Here is an 11,945-nt window from a genome sequence, read left to right on the forward strand (position 1 = left end):
GATTATTTTCAGGGTCGGGATACCAACCTACGCGTCCGAACAACTGGGGACAGTTGTTCTACAGTAAGCACTGGGTGTTTGGCGTACGACAGATTACAGGTTCGCAAGAGTAGAAAGATTGTCCTCAATCGTTCGGGGCCCCCAACAGCAGAACGGCACGCGCCCAAACAACTGGGGATAGTTGTTCTACAATTATTGGCTTTGGCTAGGCTCCGTCGCCTAGGTGCAGGCGTTGGCCGTAGCGGCGCATCACTTGTTCACGTAGTAGTTTCAAGGATTCGTCTTCCATCCCGGGATCGTCGTCGATCATTTCTTGAGCTAGCTTCCGAGCTGCTTGTAGGATCTGAACATCCCGTGTGAGATCGGCGATTCGCAGCGGTGGTAGACCACTTTGTTTCTTGCCCAACAAATCGCCAGGCCCACGGAGCCGGAAATCGGCTTCCGCTAATTCGAATCCGTCGTTGGTGGATTCAAAAATCTTCAGCCGTTCACTTTCCTCCGGCGATCGATCACCGTCGGTGAAAACGCAAACGTGTCCCGCATGGACTCCTCGCGAAACCCGACCGCGCAACTGGTGTAACTGAGCCAAGCCGAATCGATTGCCACCCAGAATCGTCATCACGGTGGCGTTGGCAACATCCACGCCAACCTCAATCACCGTTGTGGTCACCAACACGTCAATGTCGCCCTCAGCGAATCGCTCCATCACTTCCTGTTTCGCTTCTGGCTTCATCCGGCCGTGCAACAATCCCACCCGCAACTCTTTAAACACTTCCTTGCTTAGATGCTCAAAGGTGCGGCTGACCGACGTGATGTCTTCCGCGACGATGTCTTCGTCGGCAACGAACTCGTCCATCTGCTGGATCTTTTCCTGGGTCTTTTCCTTGCCCGAGTCGTCCAATTGATCAGCATCTTCATCGCCAACCCGTGGGGCGACGATATAGATTTGACGTCCCTCGGCAACGCGTTGACGGATGAAGTCCCACCATCGATCTTTCCATCCATCATGCGCCAGGTAGGTATGAACCTCACCTCGGCCGGCCGGCTTGTCGCGGATCGTGCTTAAGTCCACATCACCGAACTGAGTCATCGCGATGCTTCGTGGGATCGGGGTCGCCGACATCACCAGACAATGCGGATCGACACCACCCTGCCGCAATCGCACCCGTTGCCCGACACCAAACTTGTGCTGCTCATCGATCACGCACAAGGCAAGCGAATGAAACTCGATATCGAAGACCAACGCCTGCGTCCCGACAATCAAATCGATCTCGCCCGAAGCGATCTTTTGCAAAGTTTCGCGACGCTCGGCGGCACCCAATGATCCACACAGCAAACCTACCGACACCTTGCTGCCGGCAAGGATCTTTTGCAATGTTTTGAAATGCTGGCGTGCAAGTACCTCAGTCGGTGCCATCAGTGTCGCTTGGTGCCCACAAGCAACCGTCAACATCATCGCAAAGATCGCGACGACCGTTTTGCCGCTACCCACATCGCCTTGTAATAATCGGTTCATCGGAAACTGCCGCTGCAGTTCACCTGAAATGGTATCGATCACACGCAACTGGTCACCAGTTAGTTCAAACGGAAACCGCCGAATGATCCGTTGTTTGATTTTGGCACTGCAATCCAGTGGCGTCGATCGCAAACGTCCAGTCAAGGTTTGACGCCGCATCGCCAAGGCCAGCTGCATCACCAACAGTTCTTGAAAGATCAACCGCGTCCGAGCCGCCGCAAGCGTTTCTGCTGATGGCGGGCAGTGGATGTCCCGCAGCGTCGTCGCAATCGACGGCAAGGATTCACCGACCTCGAAATCATCTTGCTTGAGAACCTCGGCCGCTCGCGTCCGCAAGTTACTTGGCATGACCTCTTTGATCTCGTCCGCCAACACTTCGGAAACCTGTTTCGTCAGTCGACGAAGCTCATATTCCTTCACCCCTTCGGTCAGCGGATAAACCGGTTGGATGCTGCCCGTGCTTGCGTCGTCCGCCTCATCCGCATCGATAAGCTCATACTTCGGATGCGTGAACTCCCACCGCAAACCTGCAAGCTTCGGGGTCCCGCTAAGCCGGACCAGACGATCGAGCGTCAGTTGCTCGGCGCGAAACGGTTGATTGAAAAAGACGATTCGGACAACGCCCGATTCATTTTCGACAATCGCTGCGAAGATTGATTTGCCGGGAGTTCGCGATACCAGTTCAGCATCGGTGACTTTGCCGATGAACGTGGCCGCTTTTCCTTCGTGAAGATCGTCGACCCGCGTCGGCGGTGGCGGGAATTGATGTTCTCGTGGAAAGAAGAACAACACGTCTTGCGCTTGCGCAGCCCCAGTTTCCGGAACCGCTCGGCGCGTGCCGACCCGACACCGGGAATGTATTGAAGCGGCGTCATTAGCTCGAATTCAAGCTTCTTTTCCGCCGAATCGGAGTCGTTTGACAAGGATGGAGATGATGGTTCAGTCAAAACACAAATTTGGCAAACAGGCCACCCCTTGGATCATTTTGCGGGACGTCGAGGCGTGGGATTAACGTGATGAACTTTGACGTCGGGAAGTGAACTCAGGAAGCGGCGGCCGTAGGGCTTCGTCCGAACGCGGGGATCCAGCACCACGACCATCCCCTCGTCACTTCGCGTCCGAATCAAGCGGCCAAAACCTTGGCGGAACTTGATCACCGCTTCGGGTAACTGATAGTCGCTGAACGGATTGCCGCCATTAGCTTTGATCGCTTCTAATCTCGCTTCCAGCAACGGATGGTCCGGGACCGCAAAAGGCAACTTGGTAATGATCACGTTGGTCAACGCGTCACCGGGGACATCCACGCCCTGCCAAAAGCTATCCGTCCCCAACAACACGCCTCTCGGGTCGGCGCGAAACGCGTCGAGCAACTGAGTTCGGTTCTGTTCACCCGCTTGGCTGTAAAGCTGCAAGTCGTTTTCAATCAACCAAGGCGTGATCGCCTCGGCACATCGACGCAGCAACGCGTAACTGGTGAACAAAACAAAGGTGTGCCCGTCGGTGTGTCCGGCGAAGCGTTTGATCTGGCCCGGAATCGTGCGTTCGAATTCTTCCCGATTGGCCGACGGATCCGGCAAGCCGTTGACGACGATCAATTTCGCTTGCTTCTGGTAGTCAAACGGACTTCCGACTTGCAAATTCCGTCCACCCGTCAGGCCGATCCGACTTCGAAAGAACGGGAACTTCTCACCATCACCACTGGCCAACGTGGCACTGGTCATGATCACCGAGTCGATGTCTTCGCTTTGAAACAGTTCCTCGCGGAGGGTTTGACCAATGTCGACGGGCGATGCCGAAAGCGAAACACGATCCATGCCGCGCTTGTTGCCCGACTTTTCAACCCAGTAAACACTTTCCTGCTTGATCGCCTGCCCCAACCACTCCCGCAATCCACCGGCCAGCGTCAGTAAACGGTCGTGGGCCGATTGGAAATCTTGTCGATCGGAATCGTTTTCCTGCGCATCGGCGTGCCCACGCAGACGGCGAGCGAGCTTTTCCATCGGCTCGCTAAGTGAGTTTTCGACAAGGTCCGGGTGATGCACCCGTCCGTTGCGTGACTTGGATTGTTCGTACCAATCCAGAATATCGGCGAACAGAATACTGGCTGCATGGCGACATCGTTCGACCTCGCTTTGCAGACCCAGCAGGTTATGGGCGACCAGCAATCCTTTTTGTTGTCGGTCGTTGTAAAGACGATCGAACAGATAATCAAATTGCCCCGAGGTGATACGGATCCCCAAGTGATCGCCGGCGACCGCTTCGATCGTATGGCATTCGTCCAGAATCACGACGTCGTAATCGGGCAGCAACGAAAACCCTTGGCGGCGCATCGCCATGTCGGTGAACAGCATCGCGTGGTTGACGATCAACAACTGAGCGTTCTGGGCTCGGCGACGTGCGCGAAAGTAAAAACACTCTTTGAAGTGTGGGCACTTCGATCGCAAGCAATTCCCTGTGTCGCTACGAACCTCGTCCCATACCGCCGCATCGGGCTTAATGGGAAGCGTCGCCAGCGATCCATCACCTGTCGTTTTGGACCATTGTTGAACGGATTGAAGCTGCCGCATTTGGAAGTCGTTAGCCATCAACGAGGTCGACTTCGCGATCGCCCGATTCATCCGCCGAATGGACAGGTAATTGCCTCGCCCCTTCACCAACACGGCTGAAAACTCTCGCGGCACGACACTGTTAAGCAGCGGCATGTCTTTGCCGATCAACTGCTCTTGCAAGCTGATCGTATGCGTTGAAATTAGGACACGGCGTTTCTTGGGCGGCTTGTCCGTTGCATCCCCAGTTGGATTGCCGGCGTCGGAAAGTTTACCGACACCACCGGATGGTTTCACCACATCATCCAGTTCGTCGTCACCCTCTTCTTGATCCAAACTCGCTGGATGCCCTGGTTCCGCTTGATCGGCCGTGGCGTGCAAAATCGCTGGCACGAGATAGGCAAAGCTCTTGCCGGTTCCCGTTCCCGCTTCGACGATCAGATGCTCCTTCGCGGCAATCGCTGCAGCCACCTCCCGAGCCATCGCGATTTGCTGCTCGCGAGGTTCGTAGTTGGGCAACCGCCGACTGATGCTGCCGTCCGGACCCAGAATCGCATCCACATCCAGCGGCGGCTGATCCGGTTCAGTCTCTTGATTCGAATCCGATGTCACGGGCTGGTCTCTGCACGGTCGCTCGACTCGGATTCCGGCTTGTCGGTGCTGAGTACGCGATCAAAGATGCGGTGCGTCTTCGTACACGTTCCACCACCCCGCTGAATCGTTCCTCGCGAAAGTTGATTGCTTTCCAAGACCCACGAAAACTCGCCCACTTCAATCCCGTGTTCCAGTGCGACGGGCAAAATCGGATACAGCGTTACCAAACCCAGCCCCCACTTTTGGTACTCGGGTAACACGTTTGCACTGACCAATCGTAAACGCTTGATCTTTTTGCGACCAAACAGAATGTGGAACCAGCCGAACGGTAGGATCTTGCCGCCGATTCGTTTGATGATGGGGTTGTAGTCGAGCAAACCAAACCCTGCACCGACCGGCTTACCATCGATCTCCGCGATGCTGGTCAGTTCCGGAATCAAGAGTTGCTTGAGTCCTTTGCTTTGCTCGTCGACTTCCGCCTCGCTCATGGGGACATAGCCCCACGTTTGCTTGAGCGACTCGTTGTAGATGTTCAAAAAGATGCGCACATCTTCCTTGAAATGAGACCGACGAATCGGCCGCGTCGTTGCCTTAAATCGACGGGTGGACTCTTCGATAACGAACAACAACTTGGGGTCCAAGTCGTTGAGCATCTCGATCGAGACTTCGTAGCTGTACAGATCTTGTGACTTTTCAAAACCACAAGACGTAATCAGCGACTCGTAATAATCGTGGTTGTACGGGATCAAGAACGTCGGCGGTGTATCAAAACCGTCGACCAGCAAGCCAACCTCGTAGTTCAGGCTGGGATGAACCGGGCCACGAACGACCGTCATCCCTCGCTCTTGTAGCCAATCCGACGCGGTTTGCAGTAAGCAACACGCCGCATCAGGATCGTTTTCGCATTCGAAGAATCCAAAGAATCCCGTCTTCTCTTCGTGGGTCCGATTGTGGGCATGATTGACCACCGCCAAAATTCGCCCCACTACCCGTTCGTCGCGATAGACCAAGAAGGTCTGGCCCTCGGCGTCCAAGTAAAATGGATGCGGCTTGAAACCCACCAATTTCTTGCGTTCATCCCAAATCGGTGGAATCCAATTAGGATCGTCACGATAGAGACGTTTTTCGAGCTGTAGAAACTCCTTTTGGTCGCGACGGCTTTCGACGGGACGGCAAATGACCTCCGACATGGTGGCTGGGGTTTCCGAATCAAGGTGAAAAAAGTGTCAAAATGACGTGGTGGCTAAAACAGTGCCTACCCGTGAGAATAGCAAATCAAACCCGATCAGCCCATGATCGTTTGCCATGCCCTTTTGGCAGAAACGATCTTCCGCTGCAACTACCTGACTCGACTCGACATCGGCCCGCCACCTTGGAAATCATTCGCAGTTCACGAAACCCTGCCATTCGTCGTCTTTTGACGTTACGCAATAACCGGCGACGTCGGGCCGAGGGAGCCGTTCTGGTCGACGGCGCGAGGGAAACCCTGCGTGCAATCGAGGCCGGACTGACAATGCGAGCATTTTATGAACCCGTCAACGCGGCGGGCGAGACCTCGATCGATGTCGACGGCATGGACTCCGCTCGTCAACACGCCAGCAAGATCGGCGTTCATCGTGGCATTTCCAACGAACTGTTTGCGAAGATCTGTTATGGCGAAGCTCAACAGCGGTGCGTGGCTGAATTCGCCGCGATCGATGATTCCATCGACCGCATGGGCCCGCCACCACCCGGTCTGATCCTGGTCCTTGATCGAGTCGAAAAGCCAGGCAACATCGGTGCTGTCTTTCGCACCGCCGATGCGGCGGGGGTTTCCGCAGTGTTGTTGAGCGACTGCCCCAGTGATCGATTTAACTCCAACGCCATCCGTAGTTCCTTAGGCGCGGTATTCACCGTTGCATCGGGATCAGGAACCCAGGCCGATGTCAACGAGTACCTTTCGCGATACGTTGACGATGTCTATTCGATGCGGGTCGAAGGAGCGAGTTCATTTTACGACGCCGATCTGCGAGCCAACCGCGTTGCGGTCATCTTAGGTAGCGAAGCGGACGGGCTAGGCGACCGCTGGACGCATTGTGGAAGCACGCGGTCGGCGGATACGACTTCGGTTCCGCGTCTAATCCAGGCCGTGAAACTGCCGATGGCTGGCCGGGTCGATAGCCTGAACGTGTCGGTTTCGGCTGCCATCGTCGCGTTTGAGGCCGTTCGGCAACGCGGCTGATACCTCTACCACGCCGATCGACGCATCAGAACCACTACGTCTGGCAATACCAATCCATCCAGAACAAGCGGCTCAAACCAAAGAATCGTTAATGTCGACACGACCGGCCGACGATACAGAGGGTATTCGACGATCTGTCGGTGAATCCTTGTACGGTAGTTTCCAACACGGACACACAGATGGTCAACGGATGCGGAAAGTGTGCCGGGGGGGTACATGATCCATAGATCATGAGCGTAAGGATCCGCTATGTACAAAGACAAGCCGCGACTCGCTAGACGATCACGTCCAGCGTCACAAAAACGAATTTGGCTTGCAAATTTGTTGAGCCTGGGAGCCGGTGTTTCGGTCGGATTGGCGGGTGCGATTGCAACCGCCGGTCAACCAACCTCGTTGCCTCAACAGCAACGTCCAATGGGCGGTGAGGTACGCAGCAATCCATACGCTAGCCCAAGCCACGGCGTCCCAGCGGGTGCTCGGCAAATCCAGCAAACTTCGGACCTGCAGCTCTCCGAACTTCGGCTCAAGAGCATTGGCACCGCAGTTGGCTTGGTTCCCATCGGCGGTCCGCGAGTGAACACGATGGCGTTGGAAATCAGCAAGCCATCGGGATCCAAAATTCGCGTCAACCCAATGGCAAACCCAGCCCACACCGGCTTCGATGCTCCGGTTGTCGGCTTAGTCGACGAACACGTTGTCGGTCACAACGAAGCCGCTGACCAGGCTGTACCGTCGGTCGCACCACAAACCACAACGGCTTCGCCACGATCGCAGCGCAGCCAGCCACGCATCGTTGGTTTCGCCCCGACGGCGCCGAGCCAATCCAAGACGCTTGAGTTTGTGGCACCCGAAACCGCCAAAACTCAACCGGTCGTTCGCCCGGAAGCCACCACCGCATCTGTACCGAACAGCATTGCGAAAACCGCTACTCCCGCGAAACAGATGGTAGTCCCGGCAATCGAGATTGCGGAGACCGAACCGTTTGAAGCCGTCCAAGAACTAGCACTCGCAGCACCTAACGCAGATACAAATCCTGCGGCAAATCAGGTCGCTCAGCAAGAATCGAGCGTCACGTTCTCGATGACCGACTTGACGATGGACTCCAGCCTGGACGCTCCATCGAATCAAATCGCTCGCAACGAAGCCGTCATGGACGAAGCCGCTACCGACGCTCCGCCATCCGAACTGGCCATGAACGAGCCATCGGCAACCGTAACCGCCGAACCGATCGCAGTTCCAGAGAAGGTGCTCGCTCAATCAGACGACTCATCGCTTCCGGATCCAGTGGTCCTGAATGTCGAATCCCTACCGCTGCTGCCAACGCCTAACGATCAATGGGTCGCCAAGGGCGACGTTGTTACGAAGGCGGAAATTGGCGAAGTGGTTAAGAATCCTAAGATTCAAGCACGTCTGGCTGAACGCCCGCGTTATCCGCAACGATTCCGACCCCACGTCGAAGTCGCCGCACCACCCATGATCTCGTATCAAGCTCCAGCCAGCTCACGAGAATCCAATACTCACGTGCGGTCCGCGCCCATCGTCTCGGCAAGCCTAGCTGGTTTTGCCAACAGGAAACCAGCACCCGAGGCCTCAGCTTCGGAAACAACCAGCAAAATGGTTGCCAAACCGGCCAAGACAATCAGCAAGCTCGATCGGCTTACTGGAACGATCCGTCGGGACTATCCCGCGTCATCGGTTTCCATCCGCGAATCGAAAGATCGTCTGATCGTATCCGGTACGTGCAGTGACCGCGAAGAGGCCACTGAAATCATTCGTATGGTTCGCAGTCAATTTTTGGTCCCTGTCGACGACCAACTCGTCATCCGCTAGTGATTTGACGTTTTCCCATCCATTGTTCGTAGCTTGTCGGTCACGTGACCACATATTCAGTTTCGAGGTTCTATCATGAACATGACTTGGTTCCCCAGCACAGCAACTGCCAGCACTCGAGCTGCCAGTACCACGGCTGACCGTCCAACCATTGGTTGCGCTATGAAAATTAAATGCTTACGAACACTGAAGTGGGGCATGGCATTCGCCTTGGCAGGAATGCTTACGGCCGATGCGGACGTGCAAGCCCAATTCGTGCAGCACGGCGGCCAATCGTTTCCAGTGGTGCAAGCATCAGATGCCTTGGCGATGATGTCGACTCCGCAGGAAACAGCACCGCTTACCAATCTCGACAATGCGATCCAGCAAGTCGGGCACCAGTGCCGTGGCAATTGTGGCAATAGCCAATGCAGCGGCGGTTGTTCCAGCACGAACTACGGTGCAGGGTCGAGCATGTACGGGGCGGGAGCCTCTTGCAACTCAGGCGGTTGCATGGAATGCCCTACGTGCGAACCTTACAAGTACGCTCGAGTCGAAGCGGTTTACATGCGTCGCGAAGGGCTCGACAACTTCACACGTTCTCAGCTTTTCGAACTCGATGAATACGATTTCGAATGGGCACCGCGTGTCACGATCGGTAGCGTGCCGGATTGTGTCAACGGAACTGAAGTCAGTTTCACTGGCCCTCTGAACTGGGAAACGAGCGCAACTCTCAATGACGGCAACGGACGAACTTTTCTAACTGAAAGTTATGACGCGGTTGACCCCGACGTCGGCTACGTATTCCTGTTCGCCCCTCCGGGTGGTGATGCCGACCTTTTGATTGACGTTCAACGTCAACGATACGAGTCAACCTATTGGTCCGCTGAAGCGGTTCAAACCATGATGGCTTGGGACATCGCCAAGTTCTCGTTCGGTGGTCGCTACATCAGCTTCGAAGAAGAGTACTCCTACACCGCTAGCAGCACCACCGTCGCAGGCACCCACGCTACTCCCGGAACCGGTCGTATCGCTAGCGATTCAACCAACAACATGATTGGCCTTCAAGTGGGCCTCGAAATCTTCACCCCGGTTTGCAACAACGTGTCATCGTTCTTGCGAGCCAAAGCGGGTGCCTACTGGAATCTGGCCGAAGGCAGTGCCATCGTCCAAGACGACGCCGCCACCCCCCTATACCGATCTTCGGATGACGACGGTGGATTGGCTGGCATGTTCGAAATCAGCAACGGCTTGCAATACCAACTCGGCGAACTGCTTGCAGTGCATGCCGGCACCGAACTGTGGTACATCACCGAAGTCGCAACGGCTGAGAATCAAATTCCTAGCTTGGTTGGTCTGAATGCCAATCGCCGAAGCGTTAACACCAGCGACGACGTCTTGTTCGTCGGCTTCAACTTCGGAGCCACGCTTAAGTTTTAAGCGTCATCTTTCTTGATGCGTCGTTGAAGCCAACGCTTCGCCGACGCCGCTGGCCCCTTCGGAAGGTCGGTTTCGGACTTCGCCTTCTTTCCGATCGAGTGTTCAATGATTCGTTTGCGTGTTCGGTCCATCGAACTGCCGCACTGCGGACATTGCGACGGCGGAGGCGGCACTCGCACATCACACCCCGGGCAATAGTGCTCGATCGTCGGACGGCGGGCAGCCTCGAATAGCCCACCCACTTCCGACGCAGTGAACCAAGACGAATCGTCCTTGCGAACCATCGTCGTCGGTTCCACCGTGCCATCTCGCACCAGGGTCAGTAAATCAGCGGGACGTAACGGCCCGAGATCTCCGCTTTCAGCGCGGACAAACCAAATCGCCATCGGACTAGATAGACTCGATATGCAGGCTACGGCGACGACGTTCCGCTCGACGAACATCGTCGATCAGTCCCGAAACCTCGCTGACGTTTCCGATTCCCAATAGACGAAGCTCAGGATCACTACGATCCGAACTGGTGATATTGATGGACCCTACGCCAAAAACTCGCTGAATCGGGCCCTGTTCGTAGCTCACATCGTCGATATCAATCACTTCGATGCGGTCGGTCCGGCGAGTCAAAAGTCCGGTTTTGTGGATGAACCGCTGGCTGGTCAATTCATAGTGGTAACCCAACCGCATGCGAGCGTAGTTGGCTGCTACGAGAACCCAAAGCACGGCGATAATCGCCAAAGCAATCCCGAAGGGTACCTGCTCCATCATGATGGCGGCAACAATTAGGGCCACGCTGACTAAGGTCAACACAATCCACGATCCCACCATCGCTTTCGGGCTATAACCGCCGTTCCACAGCGATTCTTCCTCTTCGTGGTCGTCCATCGAATCACGTTTGGCCGCGACTTCTTGTGAAAATCGATCACGCGGCGAGTTTGGCGGTACCGATCCCGCATTTTGAGTGACCGGACGTGCCTTGGCTGGCTCTGCTGCGGGATCCGTATTTTGGCCTACTGCGGGTGGAGCGGCATCTTGGGCTTGGTTATTGTCGGGTGCGTCAGGGTTGGCTGATTCGCTCATAATGGACCTGCTTCAATGAATAATGAACACTGTTGATGAATCAGGCCTAATTCCTGGTAGGATCAGGCGCGGCGACTAGCATGAATATATCACAGTGCCCAGAATGCCGTCAGAGACCCTCAACCAAGATCCACAATCTGAACACGAAGCGTCCGGCTGACGCCGTGTCCGTTTCATCCCAATTCTGGCTGTTTCTTTCACCGAGTCCCCATGCGTTGCCCATTTTGTCATTCGGATAACGACAAGGTGCTGGATTCCCGATCCGCCCAAGCCGGTTACCGCGTGCGACGCAAACGTCTTTGCCAGCAATGCGGTCGAAGATTCATCACGCTCGAACAAATCGATGATCTCAGCGTTCGGGTCGTCAAAAGTGACGAAACTCGTGAGCCATTCGATCGCGAAAAAATTCGCCGGGGCATCGAACGAGCCTGTTCCAAACGCAGCGTTCCCAGCGAGACGATTGAATCCACCGTCCAGAAGATTGAAGCGGCAATTTATTCCGAATTTGATTTCGAGATCCCAGCCGAAAAGATTGGCGAGGTCGTCCTGCGATTCTTGGCTGGCGTCGATGAAGTCGCTTACATCCGGTTTGCTAGCGTGTATCGTGAATTCGAAAACGCCAAAGACTTCCTGCGAATTGTTTCTGGGCTGCAAACATCCCGCGCCGATAGCGAGGACGTGAAACCGCCCGCATCCGCCAAGAAAGCATCCAAGAAGCCGGCCAAGAACAAGTCTAAAACGG

Annotated in this window: 7 protein-coding genes and 2 pseudogenes; 4 read left to right on the forward strand and 5 right to left on the reverse strand. The window is 55.4% G+C overall.

Going from position 1 to position 11,945, the window contains the following annotated elements; translation table 11 throughout:
* Nucleotides 1-205: 205 nt before the first annotated feature.
* The 3 genes and pseudogenes from recG to ACR3ZL_RS00220 all read right to left on the reverse strand — a co-directional run bounded on the left by recG (nucleotide 206) and on the right by ACR3ZL_RS00220 (nucleotide 5,846).
* A pseudogene (gene recG / locus ACR3ZL_RS00210) lies at nucleotides 206-2,391 on the reverse strand (ATP-dependent DNA helicase RecG).
* Nucleotides 2,392-2,496: 105 nt separating this feature from the next.
* Nucleotides 2,497-4,674: an ATP-dependent DNA helicase gene (locus tag ACR3ZL_RS00215; protein WP_473649886.1), complete on the reverse strand. Its 2,178-nt coding sequence runs from the start codon at nucleotides 4,672-4,674 to the stop codon at nucleotides 2,497-2,499.
* Entirely contained in the window at nucleotides 4,671-5,846 is a 1,176-nt protein-coding gene (locus tag ACR3ZL_RS00220) for an N-acetyltransferase (protein ID WP_473649885.1), read from the reverse strand. The genes ACR3ZL_RS00215 and ACR3ZL_RS00220 overlap by 4 nt, the downstream gene beginning before the upstream one ends.
* A gap of 227 nt (nucleotides 5,847-6,073) precedes the next feature.
* Here ACR3ZL_RS00220 and ACR3ZL_RS00225 point away from each other — a divergent pair, with 227 nt between their 5' ends.
* From ACR3ZL_RS00225 to ACR3ZL_RS00235, 3 genes are all read left to right on the forward strand, one after another.
* Nucleotides 6,074-6,877 carry a TrmH family RNA methyltransferase gene (locus ACR3ZL_RS00225; RefSeq protein WP_473649884.1) on the forward strand — a complete coding sequence of 268 codons (804 nt, stop codon included), beginning with the start codon at nucleotides 6,074-6,076 and terminating at the stop codon, nucleotides 6,875-6,877.
* A gap of 249 nt (nucleotides 6,878-7,126) precedes the next feature.
* Nucleotides 7,127-8,707, forward strand: coding sequence for a hypothetical protein (locus ACR3ZL_RS00230; protein ID WP_473649883.1), 1,581 nt, complete (start codon nucleotides 7,127-7,129; stop codon nucleotides 8,705-8,707).
* 162 nt (nucleotides 8,708-8,869) lie between these two features.
* Nucleotides 8,870-10,126 (forward strand): hypothetical protein, encoded by a 1,257-nt coding sequence (locus ACR3ZL_RS00235; protein ID WP_473649882.1) that lies wholly within the window; start codon nucleotides 8,870-8,872, stop codon nucleotides 10,124-10,126.
* Here the strand turns inward: ACR3ZL_RS00235 and ACR3ZL_RS00240 are convergent.
* The gene (locus ACR3ZL_RS00240; protein WP_473649881.1) at nucleotides 10,123-10,512 is read right to left on the reverse strand and encodes a DUF4339 domain-containing protein; all 390 of its coding nucleotides are present in this window, start codon (nucleotides 10,510-10,512) and stop codon (nucleotides 10,123-10,125) included. The two genes, ACR3ZL_RS00235 and ACR3ZL_RS00240, sit on opposite strands and share 4 nt — an antisense overlap.
* Before the next feature lie 4 nt (nucleotides 10,513-10,516).
* The gene (locus tag ACR3ZL_RS00245; protein WP_473649880.1) at nucleotides 10,517-11,203 is read right to left on the reverse strand and encodes a PH domain-containing protein; all 687 of its coding nucleotides are present in this window, start codon (nucleotides 11,201-11,203) and stop codon (nucleotides 10,517-10,519) included.
* Between the two features lie 210 nt (nucleotides 11,204-11,413).
* Between ACR3ZL_RS00245 and nrdR the strand changes: the two are divergent.
* Nucleotides 11,414-11,857, forward strand: a pseudogene (nrdR, locus tag ACR3ZL_RS00250) (transcriptional regulator NrdR); the annotation flags it as partial.
* Nucleotides 11,858-11,945 lie beyond the last annotated feature (88 nt).

Source organism: Rhodopirellula sp. J20-39 (genome assembly GCF_057365095.1).

What these genes read in the sequence shown, in the direction of transcription:
- ACR3ZL_RS00220 (WP_473649885.1), bottom strand. Translation starts at nt 5,846, where the DNA reads ATGTCGGAGGTCATTTGCCGTCCCGTCGAAAGCCGTCGCGACCAAAAG.
- ACR3ZL_RS00230 (WP_473649883.1), top strand. Translation starts at nt 7,127, where the DNA reads ATGTACAAAGACAAGCCGCGACTCGCTAGACGATCACGTCCAGCGTCA.
- ACR3ZL_RS00235 (WP_473649882.1), top strand. Translation starts at nt 8,870, where the DNA reads ATGAAAATTAAATGCTTACGAACACTGAAGTGGGGCATGGCATTCGCC.
- ACR3ZL_RS00240 (WP_473649881.1), bottom strand. Translation starts at nt 10,512, where the DNA reads ATGGCGATTTGGTTTGTCCGCGCTGAAAGCGGAGATCTCGGGCCGTTA.
- ACR3ZL_RS00245 (WP_473649880.1), bottom strand. Translation starts at nt 11,203, where the DNA reads ATGAGCGAATCAGCCAACCCTGACGCACCCGACAATAACCAAGCCCAA.